This window comes from Salipiger bermudensis (assembly GCF_020171625.1).
Taxonomy (GTDB): domain Bacteria; phylum Pseudomonadota; class Alphaproteobacteria; order Rhodobacterales; family Rhodobacteraceae; genus Salipiger; species Salipiger bermudensis_B.
Genome location: NZ_JAIUZY010000005.1, coordinates 501,275 through 524,859 on the forward strand (window position 1 = coordinate 501,275; position 23,585 = coordinate 524,859).

Genomic DNA, 23,585 nt, shown 5'->3' on the forward strand with positions numbered 1-23,585 from the left:
CCTTGTCCCGCGCCTAGCCGATGGCCATGGCGGGCGCCTGCACCAGCCCCTGGCCGCGATCCAGCGCATCGGTCGCCGGGTCGATGGGGGCGGTGGTGCAGGTCGCCAGCAGCCGCGCCTGCACCGCCCCGGCAAAGGCGGGGTTGCCCGAGGCGCGCTGCGCCTCCCACCACAGCGCCGCGATGCCGGCCACGTGCGGGCAGGCCATCGAGGTGCCGTTGAGCGGCCGCAGCCCGCCGCCGATCGCCGCAGAGATCACGTTGACCCCGGGGCCAGACACGGTCGGGTTGGTGTTCGAGAATGAGGCGACGTTCAGCCCGGCGGGTCCCTGTCCCAGCGCGCCCACCGAGACCACGCCAAAGGCGGCGGCCGGCAGCGAGGCCGAAACCTCGAACTCCGGATCGATGTTGCGCCGGCTCTCGTTGCCGGCGGCGGCACAGACCACCGTGCCGCCCGAGAACGCCGCCTGCGCGCGCAGCATGTCCATCAGCGCATCGAACATGCGCAGGTTCTGGCGGTAGGCCTCGAGCGCGGCGGACCCCGCCAGCAGCGTCGGCCAGCCCTGATCGACAAGGCGCTCGACAAGGCCCGGAAAGTCGAAGCCGAGCGACATGGAAATCACCTGCGCCTGCTCGTCAGAGGCCCACTTGATCGCCCGAAACAGCATGTCCGACGTGCCGCTGCCGTCGTCACCCAGAACCTTGCCGATCAGCGCATCGGTGACGCCGCGCGCGACGCCGATGCGGGTGCCGTCGACATCGCGCCCGAACACCGTGCCGGCGCAATGGGTGCCGTGGCCGTTGGCATCCTCGATGCCCGAGCCGGCGAAATCGCGGGTGTGGAGGGAGACACCGGCAAAGGCCGGGTGGCCAATGTCGATGCCGGTATCGAGCACCGCCACGCGCACCCCGGCGCCGGTGAAGGCCGTCACGTCCGCGCCGACCGCCGCGATTCCCCATGCCGCCTCGGCCTCCTCGGCGCGCACCTCGTCGAGCGGCTGCGGCTCGATCAGCCGGGTCGGCATCTCGCGGGCCACCGCGGTCACGCCCGGGTCGCGGCTCACGTCACGCAGATCCCGTGCGCTCAGCTCGGCGCATTCGAGCTTGGGTGCCGGCGGGACCGGAGACGCCATCGGCGCATCGAGGCTGCCGGTCCCGAAGCCCGGCGCGCTCGGCGGGGCCGCGTGGCGCGGGGCGCGATTGCGAAGCGGGGCGTTTTCGTCGCGCAGGATAACAAACATGGCAACACTCGCTCTACAGGGGATGTCCAATAGGGCGATGGTACAGCCAGAGGTTGATTCAGCGAAGCGCCTCCGCGTGAACCGGTCGTAAAAAGCGCCTTAGATCAGGTTGTTCTTCCGAAACAGGGCTTTCAGGTCGGCCTCCGGGCGGGGCCCCATATGGCTGATGACCTCGGAGGCGGCCACGGTGCCCATGCGGCCCGCGGTTGCCATGTCGGCGCCGGTGGCGAGACCGTACAGGAAGCCGGCGGCGAACTGGTCGCCCGCGCCGGTGGCGTCGACCGGAACCACCTTCGTGACCGGCACGTCGGTGCGCACGCCATCCTTGACGATGCTCACGCCATCGCCCGAGCGGGTGCAGACCACCAGCGGGCAGACCTCGGCGACCCGCGCGAGGTCCTTGTCGAGATTGTCGTCCTGATAGAGCGAGCGGATCTCGGCCTCGTTGCCGATGACATAATCCATCTCGTTGGCGATCAGGCTCAGGAAGTCCTCGCGGTGGCGTTCGACGCAGAACGGGTCCGAGATCGCGATCCCGGCAAGGCCGCCGGCCTTGCGGCAGGTGCGGGCGGCGCGCAGGAACGCCTCCTTGCCCTTGGGCTTGTCGTAGAGATACCCCTCGAGGAAGATGATCTCTGCCTGGCCGGCGATCTCCTCGGCGACGTCCTCGGGGCCAAGCTCGGCCGAGATGCCGAGATAGGTGTTCATCGAGCGCTCGCCGTCGGGCGAGACGAAGATCATCGAGCGCGAGGTCGGCAGCTCGCCGCCCGCGACCGGCGGGTTGACGAAATCGGTGCCGCCCTTCTCCATCGCATCCGCGTAGAAGCGCCCCAGCGCGTCGTCGCGCACGCGTCCGAAAAAGCCCGTGCGCAGACCGAGATTGCCAAGCCCCGCCAGAGAGTTAGCCACCGAGCCGCCGGCCGCCTGAACGCGGTTCTCCATGGCGCCGTAAAGCTGTTCGGCGCGCTCGCGCTCGACCAGCTGCATGATGCCCTTCTCGATCCCCATCATCTCGAGGAAACTGTCATCCGAGCGGGTCAGCACGTCGACGATGGCGTTGCCGATGCCAAGAACCTGGTACTTCTTGGTCGGATGCTGCGGGGTCAGGGTCATACGGTCTTGTCCTCGAACTGGCAGAGGTCGCGGATCAGGCAGGCCTGACATTTCGGCTTGCGCGCGACGCAGGTGTATCGCCCGTGCAGGATCAGCCAGTGATGCGCGTGATGCTGGAAATCCACGGGAATGTTGTCTTCGATGGCGCGCTCCACGGCCACCACATCTTTGCCGGGGCAGATGCCCGAGCGGTTGCCGACGCGGAAGATATGGGTGTCGACCGCCTGCGCCGGGTAATGCCACCACATGTTTAACACAACGTTGGCGGTCTTGCGTCCGACGCCGGGCAGGCTCTCGAGCGCGGCGCGCGAGCACGGCACCTCGCCGCCATACTGCTCGTGCAGGATCTTCGACAGCTTGATGACGTTCTTGGCCTTGTTGCGGTAGAGGCCGATGGTCTTGATGTGCTCGATCACGCCCTCTTCGCCGAGCGCGAGCATCTTCTCGGGCGTGTCGGCGATCTTGAACAACTCGCGCGTTGCCTTGTTGACGCCGGCATCGGTGGCCTGAGCGGAGAGCGCGACCGCCACCACCAGCGTGTAGGCGTTGACGTGGTCGAGCTCGCCCTTGGGCTCGGGCTCGGCCTCGTGAAAGCGGGTGAAGATCTCGCGCAGGGTATGATAATCGAGCTGCTTGGCCATGCCACGGGATATGAAACGCTTTTCCCGCTGCGGCAACCCGTTTGCGCGTGAGGACGCAGCGATCGTGGCGGTCTGCGCCGGGCCGTGCGGCGCCTGTGGGACGGCGAGACACAGCCTATGGTTTAGTGGTCTCTATCTGAAATTGTATTTTTATGATAGAAACACCCACGGCGGCGGCCCCCATTTTCGCTCTGCCCGCCGCTTATTTTTTGACGTCACAATTTATTCGAGGAATTTAGCCATGTTGAATGCAGAGGCCGTGAGCCGTGCGAAGACTCGCCATATCGAGATCGCCAAACCCTTCGACGATGACCTCGGGCCGCTGAAGCTCTTGCCGGGGATCTGGAAGAACACCAACGCCGAGGTCCCGTTCGGCTGGAACTGCATCGCGCTTCCCTTCGTCACCGATCCGCCGCCCGCCGGGTTCAATTACCGGCTGATGGTCAACCACTACCGCGAGACGCTGCAGTTCTTCACCGCCGACAAGGGCGCGCCCAACCGCGGCATCCAGCGTGATGCCGGTGGACCGAGCGATCTCGACCAGTTGGTCGTGGCGCTCGACTACCAGCAGCTTGTCGAGCAGGTGGCGGTCGACGAGTTTCCTAAGAGCGGCCCCGATCTCGCCAGCGACAAACTGGCCGATCCCGGTGCGGCGATCCACCACGAACCCGGTCTGTTCCTGTTCATGACCAACCACACCACCGACGGCATCAACATCGCCCGGCTCGGCACGGTGCCGCATGGCGACTCGCTGCTGGCGCTGGGGCGCTTCGATGCCGCGGTCGACATTTTCGACGGCCCGCCCGATATCCCGGCCGTGAACGGCTTCCCCGATGGGGTCATGTTGCCGCGCGACGACACCGCCGGTGGGGCGAACGACGTGCTGACGCCGCTCGAAAGCCCCTATATGGCGCCCTACAAGCACTTCCACGACACCCCGTTCTTCGGCACCGTCCCCGCGGGGACAGCGGGCTTTCCCGGCTTCAACCCGGTGCACCCCGAAGAGCTCCTGCGCGGCGCCCAGCCGGACCCCGGCAAGGTGAAGCGGACCACCCGGCTCGACATGACCACCAGCGCCACCGAGGCGGCGGGTATCCTTAACATTCCGTTTATCGTCAAGCACGCCAACGCGACCTCGATGAACGCGACCTTCTGGATCATGGAGCTTGATGAGCCGGGGGTCGGCGACGAGCCCAAGCTGGTGATGCAGTACCTGCAGGTGGTGATGCTCGACTTCTTCCCGCGCCGCGACGGCATCCCGGGCCTGATCGGCTGGCCGCATGTCTCGATCAACACGCTCGAGAAGGTCGCAAACGTGGAGCAGGACGCCGAGGTGCTGACCTCCGACGAGTACTGACGGAAAGGCAAGCCGGGCGCGCCCCGCCCGGTCGCGACCCGGTGCGCCGAAAGCGCAGGAACCGGGTCGCGCACGCATGTCCTGCGGCATAGTCTGGTGTGGCACTACGGGAGCCGGATCATGTCTGAGACGTCGCAAGGGTATCACTACGAGGTCATGCGTCGCGCCATCGAGATGGTCGACGCCGCCGGGCCGCAGGCGACGCTGGAGGAACTGGCGGCGGGCATGGGCATGAGCCCGGCACATTTCCAGCGGCTGTTCTCGCGTTGGGCCGGTGTGTCTCCGAAGCGCTTCCAGCAGTACCTGACGCTCGGGCACGCCAAGGCCCTGCTCTCCGAGCGCTTCACCACGCTCGAGACCGCGCACGCGGCCGGACTCTCGGGCGGCGGGCGGCTCCACGACCTGTTCCTGCGCTGGGAGGCGATGAGTCCCGGGGCCTATGGGCGCGGCGGAGAGGGCCTGACGATTCGCTGGGGCTGGTTCGACAGCCTCTTCGGCCGCGCGCTGGTGATGGCGACCGAGAGCGGGATCTGCGGCATCGGCTTTGCCTCCGAGGCGGGGGAGGCGGCCACCATGGCGGATCTGCAGGGCCGCTGGCCCGGCGCCGCCTATGTCGAGGACGGGCCGGCGCTCGAGGGCTGGGCGCAGGCGGCGTTCGGACGGGCCGGCGGCGAGGTGCCTCTGGTGCTCATCGGCGCGCCGTTCCAGATCAAGGTCTGGGAGGCGCTGATGCGGGTGCCCTCGGGCCATGTCACCACATATTCCGAGATTGCGCAGGCAGTTGGCAGCCCCAAGGCGGTGCGCGCGGTGGGCACGGCGGTCGGGCGCAACCCGGTGTCGCTGCTGATCCCCTGCCACCGGGCGCTGCGCAAGTCCGGCGGCCTTGGCGGGTATCACTGGGGGCTGCCGGTCAAGCGCGCCATCCTCGCGTGGGAAGCGGCACGGCTCGAGGCCCGGGAAGCGGTTGCATCACCGTGATGTGAGGCCCCGGATGGGCAAAGACCCGCCGACACCCACGTGACAGCGCTGTTGGTCCGTTGCATGGTCGATCTATAACTGAGGAGGAGCGCCCCCGCGCCGCGGGGGCCACAACGATCAAGAGGCACACCATGATCCGGGCCAAGACAACCATTCTTCTTTCCCTTGCCGCAGTGATGGGGCTGAGCGCCTGTACCGACGGCCAAATGATGGGCGAGAACAACCCCAATCGGAACACCAATCAGGGTGTCCTTCTCGGCGCACTGGGCGGCGCAGCCGCTGGCCGCCTGATCGGCGGCAACAACGACGACGCCGTCAAGAACTCGCTCGCCGGGGCCGCCGTGGGCGCCATCGCCGGTGGCGTGATCGGCAGCCAGCTCGACAAGCAGGAAGCGGAACTGCGTCAGCAGCTCGGCAACGATGTCGGCATCCGCAACACCGGTGACCGCCTGATCGTGACCATGCCGCAGGACATCCTGTTCGGCTTCGACAGCGACACCCTGCGCAGCGACCTGCAGGCCGACATCCGTACCGTCGGCGCCTCGCTGCTCGAGTACCCGAACACCAGCGTTCAGGTTGTCGGCCACACCGACAGCGACGGCGATGCCGGCTACAACCAGGGCCTCTCGCAGCGTCGCGCGCAGACCGTCGCCAACGTGCTGGTCTCGAGCGGCGTGCCGTCGCGCCGCATCTCGGTCATCGGCCGCGGCGAAGCCCAGCCGATCGCGTCGAACCTGACGGCCGAGGGCAAGGCGCAGAACCGCCGCGTGGAAATCGTCATCCTGCCGAACGCCTGATCCGGCGCTCTTCGGCTGACATCGGCGCGTCGCGGGACTGTCCCGCGGCGCGTTTTTCGTTTCAGAGCCGGTTCGACAGCGCGATCAGGGTGCTGTCCGGGTCGCAGAGCTAGAGCGACAGGAGTGGCCCATCGGCGCCGCCGCGACGCACCGGGCCGTCCTCGATGGCGATCCGCTTGGCTCTGAGATGCGCCTGCCAGTCCGCCAGCGGGGTGGCGCTGAGACAGCATAGATCGCCCGCGCCCGGCGTCGGGCGCGCGGTCTTGGGCAGGAACTCGGCCCCGGCCTGATGCAGGTTGATCTTCTGGTGCCCGAAATGCAGCGCCCAGCGTCGCGTGCCGTCCGAGGGGGTGAAGCGCTCGGCCCTCATGCCAAGCACCTCGGTATAAAAGGCGCGCTTGGCGCCAAGATCGCGCACCGTGAGGACGAGATGGTCTAGGGACTGGACGGTGGGGGCCATGGGTGGTCTAGATCCTGTTGCAGGGAGGTGCTCATGCCCGACGATAAAGCCGAAACCCGCCTGACGGACAGGCTCGATCCGGCGCGTGCCAACGCGCTTCTGGCGGCGCTGGGCCGCTCCGAGCGGCTTGACGCTGGCGATGCGCTGCCGCCGTTCTTTCACCAGCTTTATTTCTGGGAGGCGCAACCGCCCGAGGGGCTGGGCCGCGACGGCCATCCCCGCACCGGCGGCCTGATCCCCGATCTGGGCCTGCCGCGCCGCATGTGGGCCGGTGGCGCGCTGCGCTTCCTCGCGCCCCTGCGGGCCGGGAAGGAGGCCGAGAAGCGCTCGGCGCGCGAGACGGTCGCGCGCAAGACCGGCCGCAGCGGGTCGCTCGCCTTCGTCACCGTGCGGCACGAGATCCGGCAGGGCGGGGCGCTCTGCGTCGAGGAGCGGCAGGATCTCGTTTACCGCGAGGATCCCTCCCCGGACGCGCCGGCCCCGGTGCCACCCACGGCCCGCGGCGACGAGACGCTGGCACGGATCGCGCGCTTCGACAGCACGCTGTTGTTCCGGTACTCCGCGCTGACCTTCAACGGCCACCGCATCCACTACGATGTCGACTACGCCCGTGAGGTCGAGGGTTATACCGATCTCGTGGTGCACGGACCGCTGCTGGCGCAGCTCCTGATGCTGCTGGCCGAGGAGCAGGCGCCGCTGAAGGCGTTTCGCTTCCGGGCCACCGCGCCGGTGACGCTGGGGGAGGAGGTCACGCTGTGTCGCGATGCGCGCAGCGCGTGGGTGCGCGGGGCGGACGGGCGCCAGTGCATGGCGGCGGAGCTTGAGTACTGAGCCCTGGAAAGAAAAGAGCCCCCGCCGATGGCGAGGGCCTTGATCGCATATCGCTGTGCGTTCGGCTCAGCAGCCGGTGCCGTTCAGCACGACGCGGACGGTGCGGCTGAGGATCTTGAGGTCCGTGCCGAGGGACAGCTGGCGCAGGTAGTCGGTATCGAACCCGGCGCGCTCGGCGAAGCTCGATTCGTTGCGCACCGAGATTTGCCAGAAGCCGGTGATGCCCGGGCGCAGCGCGTAGTAGGCGGTGCCGGGATAGAGGTCCTGCTGTTCGACCATCATCGGGCGCGGTCCGACCAGCGACATGTCTCCGCGCAGCACGTTGAACAGCTGCGGCAGCTCGTCGAGCGAGGTCTTGCGGATCAGCCGGCCGATCCAGGTCACGCGCGGATCGTGGCGCAGCTTCTGGGCGTGGTTCCACTCGGCGCGGGCCGCGGGATCGCTCGCGAGATAGGCTTCGAGGCGCTTGTCCGCATCGGCCACCATCGAGCGCAGCTTGTACATGTGGAACACGCGGCCATTCCGGCCGACGCGCTTTTGCAGGTAGAAAGGCGATTTGCCGTCGAGCGCGATGAGCGCGGCAAGCACGACGGTGACGAGCAGCACCGGCAGTGCGCCCAGAAGCACGATGGTAATATCCAGAGCGCGCTTGGTGAGACGGTCGTAGGATGCGCCGATGGGGGCCGCAAACAGGGCATCATCGATAAGAGCTTCGATCCCTGAAGCGGACGGCAGCGGCCGGCGAATATGAATAGCCAATGTAACCTCCTCGAGGCCTAAATTGACGAAGTCGCTAGCAAGGATGTTCTTCCGGCTGAACGCAGGGCGCAGCGCCCCGTGCCCCCGCAAACAGCGAAGACCGGCAAAGCGCGCGGCGCGTTCAGGCTCTCAGAAGATTTTCTGGCCGAAACAAGGCCAAAGCAAACTCACCACAACTCCCAAAATGGAAGCACCAAACCCCAGTGCCCTAGAGTGTCGAAACTGTGTCCATACGTTCGACTTGTAAGGTTATGCCTCGCACCGCCGGGTCCGGTCAACTCCATGTTTTCGCCACAATTGAAAGTTGATTTAACCTTTAGACGTCTTGTTCACGGACCTGTGCGATGAATTGGGGCAGGCGTCTCCGGCGGGGCGGATGCCGTCTCCGGTGGAGGGTCTCGCAGCCTGCGAGGCGCACCGCTAGTCGCCTTAAAAGGGTGGTCTCGGCAGGGGTCTTGATGGAAACAGTCGAAACAACCGGGCGTAGCGCAGGTTTCGAAAAAGTAAACAAATCCAAGAGACAGAAAGCATCGTCGCGAAAGCGCGCCCGAGCCGAGCGGCGTTGAGCCGGCTTTGGCGAGCTGGGCCGCGTCGTGGGGTAGCTTTGGAAACAGTGCCCGCGACATGGTTCGACGCGGCGAAGGTCTTTCGCAGGTTGCGCGAACCGGCCTTCGAGGCGGGCGCGGACCGGCTCAAAAGCGCGATCAGGCGACCTGAAAAAATCTTCCGAATGACACGTTAAGGAAGAGTATGTGAGATCACGGAATGTTACAGGTGTCGTTAAACACGTGAGAATCGGTCCGAATCGCGGCGTCTGAGCGCCCACGAATCGCCCAACTCGGTCCGAATCGCGCCACATTTGAGACCTCATTCGGCGAAATGGGGCAGCCGCGATCCTCAAGCTTCAGTTGCAAGCCGGGGGGGGCAGGCCTATTTCGGGCCGGTCGGTATCGATATTGGAAAGGGCCCGTCATGGCGAACCACCTCTATAAGGGCGATCTTCCCGACGGGCTCGATCTTGGCCCGGTCGTGGCGATCGACTGCGAGACCATGGGGCTCGACCCGCATCGCGACCGGCTCTGCGTGATGCAGCTCTCCGCCGGGGACGGCAACGCCCACCTCGTGCAGGTGGCAAAGGGCCAGACGGAGGCGCCGAACCTCTGCCGCCTGCTGCGCGATGAGAACGTGCTGAAGCTGTTCCACTATGGCCGCTTCGACATCGCCGCGATGTATCATGCCTTCGGCGCGCTGGCCGCGCCGGTCTACTGCACCAAGATCGCCAGCCGCCTCGTGCGCACCTATACCGACCGGCACGGACTCAAGTCGCTGACGCAGGAGTTGCTGTCGGTCGACATCTCGAAGCAGCAGCAGTCCAGCGACTGGGGCGCCGAGACCCTGACCGAGGCGCAGCGCGACTACGCCGCCTCGGACGTGCTGCACCTGCACAAGCTGCGCGAGGCGCTCGATGCCATGCTTGCCCGCGAGGGCCGCAGCGCGCTGGCGCAAAGCTGCTTCGACTTCCTGCCGACCCGGGCGCGCCTTGATCTCGAGGGCTGGCCGGGCACCGACATCTTCGCGCATTCCTGAACCGATGGCACCGCGCGGGGACACCTATTCCTATGTGATCGGCTGGCTGAAGCTCCTTCTGCCGCTGGTGGCGCTTGCGCTGCTCTCGACCCTGTTCCTCGTCAGCCGCAGCAATGATCCGGCCCCGAGCATTCCCTTTGCCGATCCCGACAACCCCGACGGGCCGGCGCGGCAGCAGATCCTAGCGCCGCGCTATGCCGGTCTGACCGCGCGCGGCGATCAGCTTATCCTCACGGCCGACAGCGCCGAGCCGCTGTCCGACGATCTCCAGGACGTGCTCGCGCACCAGCTCGACATCGACATCGACATGTCCGACGGCAGCCGCATCACCCTGCGCTCCGACCGGGCGGTTGTTAGCAGTGGCGAACAGAGCGCCGATCTCGAGGGTAAGGTGCGGATCGAGAGCAGCACCGGCTACCGGATCGACACCGAGCGCCTGCGCACGGCGCTCGACCAAATCGAGGCCGAGACCCTCGCGCCGGTCTCGGGCGAGGGGCCGGCGGGGAGTTTCACCGCCGGGAAGCTGACTATCACGCCGAGCGAAACCGGCGAGGACGTGCAACTGCTTTTCACCGAAGGCGTAAACCTGATATATGATCCGAAAGATCCATAGGGGTTCCAGCATGTTCCGATTTCTGACCTTCGCCGCCGTGCTTCTCGCCCTGTCGGGGCCGGCTCTGGCGCAGGGTGCGCAGGTCGCCTTCGGGGGGATGCAGCAGGACACCGACGCGCCGGTCGAGGTCAGCGCCGATCAGCTTGAGGTCAACCAGTCGGACGGCACCGCGCTTTATACCGGCAACGTGGTGATCGGGCAGGGCGAGATGCGGCTCGCCGCGCCGCGCGTCCTCGTGGTGTTCGACGAGGCGGGCAACCGCATCGCGCGGCTCGAGGCAAGCGGCGGGGTCACGCTGGTCAGCGGCGAAGAGGCTGCCGAGGCCGAGCGCGCCGATTACGACATCGATGACGGCAGCGTCGTGATGACGGGCAACGTTCTGCTCACGCAGGGTCCGAACGCCCTGACCTCCGAGCGCATGATCGTGAACCTTGGTGACGGCACCGCGCAGATGACGGGGCGCGTGCGCACGGTGATCTCGCAGGGTGCGGACGACCAACAACAATAATATCTGGAAGAGTAACGACGTACCGATGGCCCGTCCTGATCTGACCGTGACCGAAGGCGAGAGCGGCCTGCGCGTGCGGAACCTGCGCAAGAGCTACAAGAAGCGCGTCGTGATCCGCGACGTGACCCTCGATCTCGACCGGGGCGAGGTGGTGGCGCTGCTCGGGCCCAACGGCTCGGGCAAGACCACGACCTTTTACGCGGTGGCCGGGCTGGTGAACCCCGAGGGCGGCAAGGTCACCATCGACGGGCGCGATGCCACGTGGATGCCGATGTATCGCCGCGCCCGGCTCGGCATCGGCTACCTGCCGCAGGAGATGTCGATCTTCCGCGGCCTCTCGGTCGAGGACAACATCACCGCCGTGCTCGACATCGCCGAGCGGGACCGGCACCGCCGCCGCGAGCGGCTCGAGGAGCTTCTGGGCGAATTCTCGATCGAGCATCTGCGCCGTGCGCCCGCGCTGGCGCTGTCGGGCGGCGAGCGCCGCCGCGTCGAGATCGCCCGCTGCCTTGCCGCCAGTCCCAAGTACCTGCTGCTTGACGAACCCTTCGCCGGGGTCGATCCGATCAGCGTCAACGACATCCGGATGCTCGTCTCGGACCTCAAGACACGCGGCATCGGCGTGCTCATCACCGACCACAACGTGCGCGAAACGCTCGAGATCGTGGACCGCGCCTATATCCTGCATGACGGCAAGGTGCTGATGTCCGGCTCCCCCGCCGAGGTGGTGCAAAACGAGAATGTCCGCCGCGTCTATCTGGGCGAGAACTTCCGGATCGGCTGAGGCGGATTCTTTCCGAGTGACTGCGCGAATTGACGAGGGTTTGCGACAGATCATTGACAGGACGACCCGCTTTCACGTCAAATATAGCCATGACGCAGCGCAGTTTCGCATGTCTGAACGAAGCGCCTCTAGGAGAGGAAAAAAGGGGACTTTGCTGCGGTTGCCTTGCGTCTCCCATGATCCGTCACCAGATCTAACCTGCCAGTAAGGCAGGGACTGTAGTCGGGTCCAAAGAAGAGAAGGAAACAAACATGCGCTATCAGATCACGGGAAAGCAGATCGATATCGGCGAAGCCCTTCAGACTCACGTCAAGAACGAGCTGGGCACGGTCCTGGAGAAGTACGCCTTCCGGCCCACGGATGCGACCATCACCTTTTCCAAAAGCGCACATGAGTATATCTGCGAAGTCACGGTACACCTGTCCACCGGCCTGACCTCTTCGGCCAAGGACAAGGCGACCGAGATTTACGCCTCCTTCGACGGTGTGGCCGAGAAGGTGGACAAGCAGCTGCGCCGCTACAAGCGCCGCCTGAAAGACCACCACAAGGATCGCGCCCAGCCCGTTGAACTCTTCGGAGCAGCCTCGTATATCCTCGCCGGCGAAGCCGAGTCGCATGATGACGAACCGGAGTCGCTGCAGCCGATCATTGTCGCGGAGATGGAGACCCAGATTCCATCGCTGACGGTGGGCGAAGCCGTTATGCAGATGGAACTGGCCGGGGCCCCCGTGCTGGTCTTCCGCAATGAGAAAAAGGATGGGGTGAACGTCGTGTATCGTCGCGACGACGGCAACATCGGCTGGATCGATCCATAAGAGATCGCCCGTGCCGCGGCCTGAATCGCCCCAGAACAGACAGTGAAAGGCGGTCTATGACCTTCTTGGAACTTCTGAAACCGCAAGCGGTGAAGGTCGTTGCTGCGGCCAGCAGTAAGAAGCGCCTGATGCATGACATCGCGGATCTCGCCGAAAGCGCCTATGCGCTCTCGGCTCCCTCGGTCATCGAGGCGCTGATGGAACGCGAAAGCCTTGGCCCAACCGGTGTGGGCCATGGCGTCGCCCTTCCCCACGCCCGGATGCACGGGCTCGACCGGGTGAAGGGTGTCTTCATTCTTCTCGAAAAGCCGGTGGAGTTCGAATCCGTCGACCGTCAGCCGGTCGACGTGGTGCTGTCGCTCTTCGCCCCCGCCGATGCCGGGGTCGAGCATCTCAAGGCGCTGGCACTGGTCTCGCGCACGCTGCGCGACGCGGCGCTGTGCAACAAGCTGCGCGCCAACCCCGACGCCGCCACACTGCACGCCATCCTCACCGAGGATCGCTCGTCGCAGGCGGCCTGAGCCACCGGTCCTCGACCGGGTGCGCCCGGTCGGCACGACCTTCGCTCACCATTCCGACATTGCAAGCCCTGCGCGCGGCGCCACCCGACGTCGCCGCGCCATTCAGTGTTGTCGGTGCCCGGCGCGGTCAGCCCCAGTCGCCTCAGCCCCAGTCGCCGAAGCCGAACATCACGTAATCGCGCTGGTAGGCCTCGCGCGCGGCGCTTTCGATCTGGTCGTCGTAGATCTGCGCCAGCGCGTAGGGCGCTTGCGTGGGCACCGCGACGGGATCCGGCGGCGCGGGATGGCCGACCTGCATCGCCAGCGCGGGCAGGTAGCTCGCCATTTCGTCCTCGCGCACCAGCATGTCGGGCAGGGTCAGCTCGGACATGCCCTGAAGCGCCTGCGACTGGCTGGCCCAGTGGCCGTCGATCCGCACGGCGGTCTGGCCGGCGAGGTTGGCCTTGAGGAAGTGCAGGAAGGCGGTGAAAGCCTCGCGATGGGCCTCGAGCGTGTAATCGGCGCCGGGCTCGCCCTCGGGGATCGGCAGGTTGTGGGCGCGGCGCAGGGTCTTGCGGATGCCCTTGTAGCTGCCCTTGCCCGTGCTGAGGATCTTCGAGCAGAACGCATCATGTGCCCGCGCCAGCGGATGGCGCAGCACGGTGAAGCTGCGGTGGCCCGGGCGCTCGCGCTTCCATTGCCGCAGGCTCTGCTGGGTGAAATCGCGCACCAGCGCCTCCTCCGAGACGTCGTCGAGCGCACACATCCAGTTTCGCACCGCCTCTTCCGGGCCGGACCTGAGCGGCATGTAGAGCAGCGGCGTCCGCGCGCCGCCCACATAGCCCGGCACCGCCGGTCCGCGTCGCGGTTCGAAGTTCGGGGTGCGCGTCAGGTTGAACCGGTCGAGCCGCGCCAGCGCCTGCGCCATCTCGGCGTAGTTCTCGACCTTCTGCGAGATCGGCTCGGGGTTCTGCCGCTTCAGCGCGGTGTTGAGGCTGTCGAGCTCCGAGGCGGCGCCCAGCCAGCGCGCCAGCCCGTTCATCACCGCCACGTCCTGCAGATCCTCGTAGGCGACGTAGAACGCCGTCTGCCCCGAGGTCTGCAGCGCGTTCATCAGGGTGATCTGAAACGCCTGCAGGGCGTCGAGATGGACTTCGAACTCGTCCGCATCGAACTGCGCCTTGGCGTCCTTGCGGGTCTTGACGTTGGTCAGCTTCCACTGCCCGGTGGCCTGCGCGATCTTCCAGCTGACATAGCTGTCGACGGGGTTGCGGGTGAGGATGATCTTGGCGCAGCGCGCGTCCTCGAGAATGGCGGGCAGGATGCGCGGGTCGTGATCGTGAAAGAAGCGGAAGCCGGCGAGGCCGCCGGCATAGCCGCGGATCTCGTTCAGCAGCCCCAAGGGGTCGCGGTCGCGCTCGGCCTGCGTGACGCCGAGCACGTCCTCGGCGTTCGGGTAGCCGATGAAATGCGGGTTGAACACCTCGCCAAGGCAGTTCAGCCCATCGATGGCGTTGAGGTTGGCCTCGAGGAAATTCGAGCCGGTCCGCATCTCGGCGAAGACCACGAAACTGTCGAAACGGTCGGACATGGCGGCTTACTTCCTTGCGAGATACGGTTTGCGCGCGGCGCGGCGGGGCGTGCGCGGGGCGTGCTCCACCGGGAAATCGCCCATCAGGTAGGGGTGCATCCCCTGATTCTTGAGATTTTGCAGGAAGCCGCCGAATCCGGCGAGGTCCTCCATCACCGGCGCCTCGGCAAGGCGGCGTTGCGGCGTCTGGCCGATCTCCTCGAGGACCATCTGCAGCGCCTCCATCGGGGCCTCGATGAACTCCGCCATGGTCCAGATCTGGATCCGCGCCTTGGCCTCGGGGGCGCGCAGCTGGTCGAGCATCTTGTGCTCGACCTTCTGAAGCTGCGCCGCCTCGGCCCGCAGGTCGGCGAAGCTGGCCTTCGACCGGAACAGCGGCACCGCCCAGGCGCCCGAGATCACGCTGATCTGGGCGTTGGGATCGCGGGCCATGTCCCAGAGGATCTGGGGCGTGTCGTGCGGCCCGTATTGAAAGCACTGCCGCTCGCCGCGCGTATTCCACAGCAGGTTGGTGAGGAACGCCTTGGGGTTGGCGTCGCGCAGCGCGGCGGTGTCCGGCAGCGCGCCGTTCAGGATGCACTGCCCGCCGGCGAACTCGGCCCGTTCCGGGCCGAAGAGGTGGCCGTGCACCTGCGCGCCGGTGGCGCGGGCGAGCCAGGTCTCGAACTCCTTGAACAGGTCGGAAAAGCCCTGAAAGACCGAGTACCTTCCAGCCGTCAGCCCGTTCTCCCAGCCGTAATTGGGAAAGCGCGACTGCATGTAAAGCCCGGTGCGGCCGCGGGTCCGCCGGTCCACCGCCTTGGCAAAGATACGGTCGATCTTGCCGGGGTTGGGCTCCTGCCGGGTCTGCGCCGTTTCGGGATGGTTGAGGAAGGCGTCGTAGAGCCGCTCTGCATGGGGCCAGATCTTGCGCGCCACGAAGCAATCGGAGCGGCGCAGAAGCTGCAGGTGATCGTCGTAGAAGATATGCGGCTTGCCCTGGAAATCGAACTTCGACAGCGTCAGGGAGCGGCTCTCGATATTGCTGGAGTGGCGCCGCGCGAGGGTCTGGAAATAGCTCTCGTCCGGGATCCAGACGCGTTTGAAGTAGCGGTCGAACCGGGGCCGCTCCGGGTCCTGCAGGATCGCCGAGAGGGTCTGCCGGGTGAGGCACCACCACTGGCTGCCCATATGCGGCACCACGCCCTTGGGGATTTGGCGGCGAAAGCCCATGCGGCGCTGCAACGCGACGGACCGGTCGAAGAGCAGGCGGTTCCTGCGCCACGAGAACGGGAAGAACAGGGTGAAGCGCTCGTGGTCGAGCCCGCCCACCGTCCAGGGCACGTCGGCGGTGGTGGCGCTTTCGATGAAATCGGTGTGCGGGCGCTCATCGAGATAGGCGATCAGCTCCTCGATCGGGCGCAGCGGCAGGCAGGAGCCGGAGGTTAGGTAGACGTGGCGCACGTCCGGATATCGCTCGAGCATCAGCTCGGAGGCATCCTGTCCCGCGGCCACCAGCCCCCAGGTGCCCCATTCGCAGCGGTGGCGCGTCGAGAAGTGCACGTCCGGCTGATCCGCAAGACCGCGCACGAAGCCGTCATGGATCGTCTCGGGCACCATGCTGTCGACATGGATCACCACCGGGCACCCGGCGCGGGTCCAGTGCCGGGCGACCTGCTCGGCGCGGTCGAACGCGGTGTGCACCAGCATCACGATGCCGACGCTCATGCCCAGTTCCCCTTGGACATCAGGCCGAGGATCTCGAGCTGGCGCCAGTTGATGTATTTCTCGGACCACTTGCACCAGAGCTCGGGGTTGTCCCGGATGCCGGCGGCATAGGCGAGATACTCGGTCGAGCCGGCATAGTGCTCGCGCCGGTTCAGTTCTTCCTCGGCCTTGGCGCCGAAGGTGTCGAGGAACTTGGTGTGCAGCAGCAGGCCGCTGGCCTTCTCGCCACCCCACTCGTCGTAGACCGCGTTGAGCCCGCGCGGCAGCAGCATGTGGGTCGAGCTGACATAGGTGTAGCGCCGGTCCCATTTCACCAGCGGGATCTTGTTCAGCGCGGGCGCCCGTTCGGGGCGGTCGGGAAAGAAGACGCGCGCACGTGGGCCGCCCTGAATCCACAGGTTCCCGAAGCGCTTGTTGCGGGTGATCGTGTAGTTGCCGGCATCGAACCACGACGCAATCTCGAGCGGGTTCTGACCGCGGGTATAGGGCTGCGCGTCGATCCGGCCCTTGGGATACATGTCGAGCAGCATGGCCGAGAAGCTCTTTATCGAGGAGGCATCGAGCCAGTCGGTCAGGGCGCGCAGGGGCCGCGTGTCGCAGAACGGGTAGAGAAAGAACTCGTCGGGATCGACGGTCAGCGCCCAGTGGCCATGGGCATATCTGCGCAGCAGGACGTTGATCCAGTCCATTCCGAAGCGGGCGCGCTTGTAGCTGCCCCGGCTGCTCCAGACCGAGACGTCCTCCTGCCGCGACAGGTACTCGAGCGAGCCGTCGGTGCTGTCATTGTCGACGAAGAAGAAGTGGTTCACCCCCATGTCCCGATAGTATTTCAGGAAATAGGGCAGGCGGATGCCCTCGTTGCGCTGGGTGCAGAACACCAGAAGATCGCTCGGGCGCAGGGTGGCGGTGCGGTCGCTGACGGGAACCAGTTCGCGGCTTTTGCGCAGGGCGCGGATGCGCCAGCGCTTGCGCTGAAGCCTCAGCCGGTATGACTGCCATGCACTCACTGTGCGCCCTCGTCCGACCGGAAGCTCCGGCCGCGTTCCCCTGCGGCTGTCAGATCAGGGTGAACACGGTCTCGAAATGCGCGTCCCAGCTTGGCGGGGCGAATGCCGCCGCCGCGTCTGGTGCCGCGCCCTGTCCTGCCCGGTGATCCTCGGCCATCGTTGTTATCAACTGGGCCCAAAGATACCGGTCCGCCACCGGAGCGTAAACGGGAATATCCCCAAGCACTTCGCGCAGCACGGAAAGGTTGCTCGCGAGCACCGGCACCCCCAGGCAGGCGGCCTCCATCGGCGGCAGGCCGTAGCCTTCGGCAAGGCTGGGGAACAGCATCCCGGCGCTGCCTTTCAGTAGCGCGGCGATCTGCCCGTCATCGAGGCCCGGCAGCTCGTGCACGCCGGCGATGCCGGCATCGAGCCGGGCGAAGACGGCGTCGTTGTTCCAGCCGCGGCTGCCGCAGATCAGCAGATCGGCCGGCGGGCGCTGCTGCTCCCAGATGTCGAGAAGCAGCGCGTGGTTCTTGCGCGGCTCGATGGTGCCGAGCGCGACGAAATAGGGTCTGCCCTGCCACGGCCCGCCGGGGGCGATGGTCGCTGTGGGCAGATCGATGCCAAGATGCGCCACGACGCTTTGTGCCGCGCTGTCTGGCAGGTGGCGGCGCAGGTCGCGCTCGGTCTGGTGCGAGTTGCAGATCACCAGATCCGCATGGCGGCCGACCCGCGTGAGAAAGCCCTCGAACCGCTCGGGAATGCCGGGGCGCTGGTGCTCGGGCACGTCCAGCGGCAACGTGTCGTGCAGCAGCACGGCGATGCGGATGCCCGGAATGCCGCGCAGCGCCGCGATGGTGCGATCAGTGAAATTGGTGTGACCGATGTTGAGGTACTGCGTGCCGGCGGGCAGCTGCCTGCGGAGCATCGCGACCAGTCCGCGCGGCAGGCAGCGGGCCACTGCAACGGCGCGCAGCGCGCGCTCGGCGCCGGCGCGTCCGGGATCGAGCCTGCGCAGCTTTGCCAGAAGATCGGGGGCGGCCCAGTCGTCACCATCGATGCGGCGCTTCAGCTCGGCGCAGCCGCGCCGGTCGAGCAGCAGATACCCCAGAGAGCTGCGCACCAGACCGTAGAGCGGGCCGCTGCGCAGCAAGCGCCTGAGATAGGCGTATTCGACCCGGTCGATCCCCGTGAAGGGCCGTCCGGCGCGCGAGACGAGGCGCGTCAGATCCAGAAGGCGTGGGGGCGGATCAGCCCTCGTAATGTCCATTCTGGTGCCAGCGCCATGCGTCGGCGATCATTTGGGGCATGGTCGAGCGCTCGGGTGTCCAGCCCAGCTCGGCGGCGGCGCGGGTCGAGCCCGAGACCAGCTTGGTGGCGTCACCGGCACGGCGCGGGCCTTCGGAGTAAGGCACCTCGCGGTTGGTCACCGCGCGCGAGGCGTCGATCACCTCGCGCACCGAGAAGCCATCGCCGGTGCCAAGGTTGAACACCCGGCTTTCCTTGCCGTCCTGCAGCCACTTGAGGCCGAGCACATGCGCATCGACGAGGTCCATCACGTGCACGTAGTCGCGGACGCAGGTGCCGTCGGGGGTGTCGTAATCGGTGCCGTTGATGGTGAGCGCCGGGCGGGTGCCGTCGATCGCCTCGAGCATCACCGGGATCAGGTGGGTCTCGGGGCGGTGATGCTCGCCCACCTCGCCCTCGGGATCGGCACCGGCCACGTTGAAGTAGCGGAAAATCACGTGTTTGAGGCCGTAGGCGGCGCCGAAATCGCGCAGGATGTCCTCGACCGCGCGCTTGGAGGCGCCGTAGGCGTTGAGCGGCTCCTGCGGCGTGCCCTCGTCGAGCACCACGTTGTCATGCTCGCCATAGGTGGCACAGGTCGAGGAGAACACGAAGTTCAGGCAGCCCGCCGCGGTGGCGGCCTCGATCAGCGTCAGCGAGCCCTCGACATTGTTGCGCCAGTAGCGGCCTGGCTCGGACATCGCCTCGCCGACCTGGCTGAGGGCGGCGAAATGCATCACCGCCACCGGTTCATATTGCGCGAAGACCGCGTCGAGCCGGGCCCGGTCGGACAGCTCGCCCTGCTCGAACGGGCCGAACTTGACCGCATCCTTCCAGCCGGTGACGAGGTTGTCATAGGTCACCGGCGTGAAGCCGGCGGCCCTGAGCGCCTTGCAGGCGTGCGAGCCGATATAGCCCGCCCCCCCGGTGACCAGTACGTTGGACATGTCTCGGCCCGGCCCGCTTATTGCGCGGCCTTGCGGGCCGACACCACCTCGTGGAGGTAGGCTTCGAGATCGTCGCGCAGGTCGTCGCGCGACAGGCCGAAGGCGACGGTGGCCTGCAGGAAGCCCGCCTTGGAGCCGCAGTCGTAGCGCTGGCCGTTGAAGCGATAGCCGTAAACGCCTTCCGGGCTGCCGATCTCCTTGGCGATGGCATCGGTGAGCTGGATCTCACCGCCGGCGCCGGCGGTCTTGGCGTCGAGGTTGTCGAGGATCTTCGGCGACAGGATGTAGCGGCCGATCACCGCGAGGTTCGACGGCGCCTCGCCGGCCTTGGGCTTCTCGACCATGCCCTTTACCGAAACCATCGAGCCCATGTCTTCCTGCACGTCGAGGATGCCGTAGGACGAGGCCTTGTCGGACGGCACCTCCATCGCGGCGACCATGTTGCCGCCGGTCTCCTGATAGGCTTCGGCCATCTGCTGCAGGCAGGGGGTGTCGGCGGCGATGACGTCATCGGGCAGGATCACCGCGAACGGCTCGTCGCCGATCAGGCGGCGGGCGCACCACACCGCGTGGCCGAGCCCCAGCGCCTTGTGCTGGCGGATATAGGCGATCTCGCCCGAGTCCATGTAGGTGTCCTTGAGAACGGCGAGCAGCTCGTCCTTGCCCTTGGCTTCAAGCTCCTGCTCGAGCTGCGGTGCGTGGTCGAAATAGTCCTCGAGCGCGTTCTTGCCGCGCGAGGTGACGAAGATGAACTCCTTGATGCCCGCGGCACGTGCTTCGTCGATCGCGTATTGCACCAGCGGCCGGTCGACGAGGGTCATGATCTCCTTCGGAACCGACTTCGTCGCCGGAAGAAAACGCGTTCCGAGTCCCGCCACCGGGAAGATCGCCTTGGTGACCTTGTTGCTCATAATAGTCTGCTCCTAAAATCGTCACGCGACGTTGACACGCACACGCTGGTCTTCGTCTGATTCTCTACCATGTAAGGGATAGCGCGCAAACGGGTCAAATTCGCGACAAATCAGCCCTAGATTGAATGATTGCGGTGCCTTAAATTCGCTCTTTGCGGTCCCGAACGGGCGCGACACGGGCCATTTCCGCCCGCACACGTGCCGCAAAGCCGTGCGGCTGGAACGCCGCGCCGGAGCGCTCGCTGCGGCCCCAAAGGCCGCCGATCTGCTCCCAATACCCTTCCGGGCGAAACCTGAGCGTGTGGAACAGTGCCGTGTGGGAGAACCGGTAGGCGCTGACGATCTCGCCGTCCGTGGCGTGGCGGGCCGCGTCGCGGCGCATGGCCCTGCGGGTCCACACACGTCCCGAGAGAACGCGGCGCGGCGCCCCGGGTCGTCCGGGATAGGCGAGAAACGGCGCGCTTGCCTCGGGCAGCGGCGGCAGATCGCCAAAGGGTCGCGCCAGCCCCTCGGTCCAGCCCCGCTCGAGGCCGCGCATCAGGCGCAGGACGTCGTCGGGGCCGAGCGGGCCGCGCTGCAGAAAGCGCAGCAGCCTCTGGCGCTGGGCCTCGCGCAGCGCCAGCCATGCCATGCGGCGTTCGGCTTCCGGGCAGTGCTTGGAAAGGAACACCGCCAGCGAGGCGCCGATCTCGGTGAGGTCGCGCGGGCTGCGGTCGGCGGCGCGGCGCGGGCTTTCGGCATAGCCGTGATGCACCTCGGCCAGCGGCACGATGGCCACGGCGTGACCTTCGGCGGCGTGGCGCATGTCGAGATCGGTCTCGTCGAGGAAGAAGCGGAAGGCCGGGTCGAAGCCGCCCATCTGGGCCAGCACGCTGCGCCGATGCGCCATGTTGGTGCCCTGCAGCTTCACCGCGACGCCGGGGCGGCCATGCAGGATGCGCGGCGCGCTGCCCTCGATGGGCAGGTCACGCTCCTGCGCGCGGGCGGTGACACCCTGCGCCCGCCACTGGTAATCGATGCCGTTGCGCCCCCGGACATAGCCGCCCGCCGCCGCGACCTGCGGGTCGGCGAAGGGGGCGCAGAGATGCGCGAGCCATATCGGCTCGGGCACCGCGTCGTCGTCGAGGAAGGCGATCACCTCGCCGGCGGCCGCGGCAATGCCGAGATTGCGCGCCGCCGAGATGTTGGGCGCGTCGAAGGCGACAAGCTTGATCCGGTCCGCGTCGGGGCGTGCGGCGACCGCGGCGGCGCCCTCGGGGCAGGCCACCACGATCACCTCGAAGGCCGGGTAATCGAGCTGCGCCACGCCGGTCAGGCAGAGCGACAATGCGCCGGGGCGGCCCCGGCTCACGATCACCACGCTGACCGGGAGCACGCCCATCGCCGGATCAGCCTTCCTTCAGCTCCACGCCCGGGGCGTAGGCGATGAAGAACGGGTTGGCGAATTCCGGCTTGCCATAGGCCAGCGGGGAGTGGTCGTCGAAGCGCACGACCCGACCGCCGGCACCGTTCAGCACGGCATGGCCCGCGGCGGTGTCCCACTCCATGGTGCGGCCAAGGCGCGGGTAGAGATCCGCCTCTCCGGTGGCCACGAGGCAGAACTTCAGCGACGAGCCGGCGGTCTTGGAATCGCTCACCTCGTACTTGTTGATGTAATCGTCGGTGGCCTGATCGCGGTGCGACTTGGAGGCCACCACCATCAGCGCGCTGTTGTCCGCGTCCGACACCTTCATCGGAGTGGTCTCGCCCACGGTGTCCTTGTCGAACGGGCCGGTCTCCTCGACCGAGCTGCCGGTGGCGGTGGTGTAGAACATGCGGCCCTTGGCGGGGGCATAGACCACGCCGCGGGTCGGCACGCCGTCCTCGACATAGGCGATGTTCACGGTGAAATCGCCGCGGCGCTGCACGAACTCCTTGGTGCCGTCGAGCGGGTCGACGATGAGGAAGGTCATCGCGTCCTGGGTGTGGCTGTCGGCCTGTTCCTCGGTGACCAGAGCGGTGTCGGGAAAGTTTTCGCGCAGGCCGGCGGAGATCAGCGCGTCGGCGGCCTCGTCGGCCTCGGTGACCGGGCTGGCGTCGGATTTCGACTTCACTTCGAAATCGTCGCTTTCGTAAATCTCCATGATCTTGTCGCCGGCTTCGAGGGCGAGGCGGCGCATGACCCGAACAAGAGTTTCGTAATTCAAAGTGGTTCTCCTTTACCGCGGCGGCGCAATGTTTGCGTTGGCAGCCACGAATCCTTATGCTTTCCTCGACCAAGATGGGCAAGAAAGACCCGTCGCACCCGCCGGCTTCGGAGCAGTTTTGCCATGTTTCAGACCACGAAGCCGCGCTCGCGGCTGGGTTCCGCGCTCTACATCTCCGAACTGATCTACCACAATTCGGTGCGCGCGGTCCGCCGGACCCATGGCAACGCCTTCATGGCGCTCTTCATGAACATGCTGCAGACCATCATCTTCGTGCTGGCCTTCTACTTCATGTTCCAGATCCTCGGAATGCGCAGCACGGCGATCCGCGGCGATTTCATGATCTACATCATGACCGGCGTGTTCCTCTACATGACACACACCAAGACGCTGAGCGCGGTGGTGGGCTCCGAGGGGCCGGCCAGCCCGATGATGCAGCACGCGCCGATGAACACCGCTATCGCCATCGCCTCGGCGATGCTGAGCACGCTCTACATCCAGATCCTGAGCCTCGTGTTCATCCTGTTCGTCTATGACGTGGCGTTCAATCCCTTCGTCATGCAGGAGATCCACGATCCCATCGGCTGCATGGCGATGATTTTGCTGTCGTGGTTCTCGGGCGCGGCGATCGGCATGGTGTTCCTTGCCGCCAAGCCGTGGTTCCCGACCCCGGTGCAGATCCTCTCAACCGTCTATCAGCGCGCCAACATGATTGCCTCGGGCAAGATGTTCGTGGCCAACACGCTGCCCAGCTACATGCTGGTGATGTTCGACTGGAACCCGCTGTTCCACACCATTGACCAGTCGCGCGGATATGCCTTCGTCGACTACAACCCGCGCAATTCCGATTGGGAATATGCCCTGTACTTGTCGCTGGTTCTCATCATGATTGGCCTTATGGGAGAGTTCTACACGCGCAAGCACGCCTCGGCGAGCTGGAGCGCCCGGCGGTAAGGTCCGTCTCCCACGGGGCCGGACCGCGCG

The 23,585-nt window shown here is 66.4% G+C and carries 24 protein-coding genes; 11 read left to right on the forward strand and 13 right to left on the reverse strand.

The window, feature by feature from the left end:
• Positions 1-13 precede the first annotated feature (13 nt).
• From LCM15_RS11740 to nth, 3 genes are all read right to left on the reverse strand, one after another.
• Positions 14-1,240, reverse strand: coding sequence for a S8 family peptidase (locus LCM15_RS11740; RefSeq protein WP_224856566.1), 1,227 nt, complete (start codon positions 1,238-1,240; stop codon positions 14-16).
• A 99-nt stretch (positions 1,241-1,339) separates the two neighbouring features.
• Positions 1,340-2,353 carry an adenosine kinase gene (locus tag LCM15_RS11745; protein WP_224856568.1) on the reverse strand — a complete coding sequence of 338 codons (1,014 nt, stop codon included), beginning with the start codon at positions 2,351-2,353 and terminating at the stop codon, positions 1,340-1,342.
• Positions 2,350-2,994 carry an endonuclease III gene (gene nth / locus LCM15_RS11750; protein ID WP_224856570.1) on the reverse strand — a complete coding sequence of 215 codons (645 nt, stop codon included), beginning with the start codon at positions 2,992-2,994 and terminating at the stop codon, positions 2,350-2,352. The genes LCM15_RS11745 and nth overlap by 4 nt, the downstream gene beginning before the upstream one ends.
• 241 nt (positions 2,995-3,235) lie before the next feature.
• Between nth and LCM15_RS11755 the strand changes: the two genes are divergently transcribed.
• The 3 genes from LCM15_RS11755 to LCM15_RS11765 all read left to right on the forward strand — a co-directional run bounded on the left by LCM15_RS11755 (position 3,236) and on the right by LCM15_RS11765 (position 6,126).
• On the forward strand, positions 3,236-4,351 hold the full coding sequence (locus tag LCM15_RS11755) for a heme-binding protein (protein WP_224856572.1): 1,116 nt from the start codon (positions 3,236-3,238) through the stop codon (positions 4,349-4,351).
• A 120-nt stretch (positions 4,352-4,471) separates the two neighbouring features.
• Complete coding sequence (locus tag LCM15_RS11760) at positions 4,472-5,329, forward strand: methylated-DNA--[protein]-cysteine S-methyltransferase (RefSeq protein ID WP_224856574.1); 858 nt, start codon at positions 4,472-4,474, stop codon at positions 5,327-5,329.
• 131 nt (positions 5,330-5,460) lie between these two features.
• On the forward strand, positions 5,461-6,126 hold the full coding sequence (locus LCM15_RS11765) for an OmpA family protein (protein WP_224856576.1): 666 nt from the start codon (positions 5,461-5,463) through the stop codon (positions 6,124-6,126).
• A gap of 109 nt (positions 6,127-6,235) precedes the next feature.
• On the opposite strand, the gene LCM15_RS11770 is transcribed toward LCM15_RS11765, so the two are convergent.
• Positions 6,236-6,586, reverse strand: coding sequence for a VOC family protein (locus LCM15_RS11770; RefSeq protein WP_224856578.1), 351 nt, complete (start codon positions 6,584-6,586; stop codon positions 6,236-6,238).
• Between the two features lie 33 nt (positions 6,587-6,619).
• On the opposite strand from LCM15_RS11770, the gene LCM15_RS11775 reads away from it, so the two are divergent.
• Positions 6,620-7,417 carry an acyl dehydratase gene (locus tag LCM15_RS11775; RefSeq protein ID WP_224856580.1) on the forward strand — a complete coding sequence of 266 codons (798 nt, stop codon included), beginning with the start codon at positions 6,620-6,622 and terminating at the stop codon, positions 7,415-7,417.
• A 66-nt stretch (positions 7,418-7,483) separates the two neighbouring features.
• Here the strand turns inward: LCM15_RS11775 and LCM15_RS11780 are convergent, their stop codons facing one another.
• The gene (locus LCM15_RS11780; protein ID WP_224856582.1) at positions 7,484-8,176 is read right to left on the reverse strand and encodes a sugar transferase; all 693 of its coding nucleotides are present in this window, start codon (positions 8,174-8,176) and stop codon (positions 7,484-7,486) included.
• Between the two features lie 972 nt (positions 8,177-9,148).
• On the opposite strand from LCM15_RS11780, the gene LCM15_RS11785 reads away from it, so the two are divergent.
• The 6 genes from LCM15_RS11785 (at position 9,149) to LCM15_RS11810 (ending at position 13,004) form a co-directional block, all read left to right on the forward strand.
• A complete protein-coding gene (locus LCM15_RS11785) occupies positions 9,149-9,763 on the forward strand; it encodes a ribonuclease D (protein ID WP_224856584.1) in 615 nt (204 codons plus the stop codon).
• 4 nt (positions 9,764-9,767) lie between these two features.
• Positions 9,768-10,376, forward strand: coding sequence for an LPS export ABC transporter periplasmic protein LptC (lptC, locus tag LCM15_RS11790; RefSeq protein ID WP_224856586.1), 609 nt, complete (start codon positions 9,768-9,770; stop codon positions 10,374-10,376).
• Positions 10,377-10,386: 10 nt separating this feature from the next.
• Complete coding sequence (locus LCM15_RS11795) at positions 10,387-10,884, forward strand: LptA/OstA family protein (RefSeq protein ID WP_224856588.1); 498 nt, start codon at positions 10,387-10,389, stop codon at positions 10,882-10,884.
• 25 nt (positions 10,885-10,909) lie between these two features.
• Positions 10,910-11,668, forward strand: a complete 759-nt coding sequence (gene lptB / locus LCM15_RS11800) for an LPS export ABC transporter ATP-binding protein (RefSeq protein WP_224856590.1) — start codon at positions 10,910-10,912, stop codon at positions 11,666-11,668.
• Between the two features lie 251 nt (positions 11,669-11,919).
• Positions 11,920-12,483, forward strand: a complete 564-nt coding sequence (gene hpf, locus LCM15_RS11805) for a ribosome hibernation-promoting factor, HPF/YfiA family (RefSeq protein ID WP_224856592.1) — start codon at positions 11,920-11,922, stop codon at positions 12,481-12,483.
• Between the two features lie 56 nt (positions 12,484-12,539).
• On the forward strand, positions 12,540-13,004 hold the full coding sequence (locus LCM15_RS11810; protein WP_224856594.1) for a PTS sugar transporter subunit IIA: 465 nt from the start codon (positions 12,540-12,542) through the stop codon (positions 13,002-13,004).
• Between the two features lie 142 nt (positions 13,005-13,146).
• Here LCM15_RS11810 and LCM15_RS11815 read toward each other — a convergent pair whose 3' ends face one another.
• From LCM15_RS11815 to cysQ, 8 genes are all read right to left on the reverse strand, one after another.
• Positions 13,147-14,574, reverse strand: a complete 1,428-nt coding sequence (locus LCM15_RS11815; protein WP_224856596.1) for a sulfotransferase family 2 domain-containing protein — start codon at positions 14,572-14,574, stop codon at positions 13,147-13,149.
• Between the two features lie 6 nt (positions 14,575-14,580).
• Positions 14,581-16,281 (reverse strand): beta-1,6-N-acetylglucosaminyltransferase, encoded by a 1,701-nt coding sequence (locus LCM15_RS11820; protein ID WP_224856598.1) that lies wholly within the window; start codon positions 16,279-16,281, stop codon positions 14,581-14,583.
• Positions 16,278-17,288 carry a glycosyltransferase family 2 protein gene (locus tag LCM15_RS11825; RefSeq protein ID WP_224856600.1) on the reverse strand — a complete coding sequence of 337 codons (1,011 nt, stop codon included), beginning with the start codon at positions 17,286-17,288 and terminating at the stop codon, positions 16,278-16,280. Before LCM15_RS11825 ends, LCM15_RS11820 begins: the two co-directional genes overlap by 4 nt.
• A gap of 49 nt (positions 17,289-17,337) precedes the next feature.
• Positions 17,338-18,540 (reverse strand): glycosyltransferase family 4 protein, encoded by a 1,203-nt coding sequence (locus tag LCM15_RS11830; protein WP_224856601.1) that lies wholly within the window; start codon positions 18,538-18,540, stop codon positions 17,338-17,340.
• The gene (galE, locus tag LCM15_RS11835; protein ID WP_224856603.1) at positions 18,521-19,504 is read right to left on the reverse strand and encodes a UDP-glucose 4-epimerase GalE; all 984 of its coding nucleotides are present in this window, start codon (positions 19,502-19,504) and stop codon (positions 18,521-18,523) included. Before galE ends, LCM15_RS11830 begins: the two co-directional genes overlap by 20 nt.
• 17 nt (positions 19,505-19,521) lie before the next feature.
• Complete coding sequence (gene galU, locus LCM15_RS11840; RefSeq protein WP_224856605.1) at positions 19,522-20,415, reverse strand: UTP--glucose-1-phosphate uridylyltransferase GalU; 894 nt, start codon at positions 20,413-20,415, stop codon at positions 19,522-19,524.
• Positions 20,416-20,554: 139 nt separating this feature from the next.
• Positions 20,555-21,796: a glycosyltransferase family 2 protein gene (locus LCM15_RS11845; protein ID WP_224856607.1), complete on the reverse strand. Its 1,242-nt coding sequence runs from the start codon at positions 21,794-21,796 to the stop codon at positions 20,555-20,557.
• A gap of 7 nt (positions 21,797-21,803) precedes the next feature.
• Positions 21,804-22,601 carry a 3'(2'),5'-bisphosphate nucleotidase CysQ gene (gene cysQ / locus LCM15_RS11850; RefSeq protein WP_224856609.1) on the reverse strand — a complete coding sequence of 266 codons (798 nt, stop codon included), beginning with the start codon at positions 22,599-22,601 and terminating at the stop codon, positions 21,804-21,806.
• Between the two features lie 123 nt (positions 22,602-22,724).
• On the opposite strand from cysQ, the gene LCM15_RS11855 reads away from it, so the two are divergent.
• Positions 22,725-23,555 carry an ABC transporter permease gene (locus LCM15_RS11855; RefSeq protein WP_224856611.1) on the forward strand — a complete coding sequence of 277 codons (831 nt, stop codon included), beginning with the start codon at positions 22,725-22,727 and terminating at the stop codon, positions 23,553-23,555.
• Positions 23,556-23,585 lie beyond the last annotated feature (30 nt).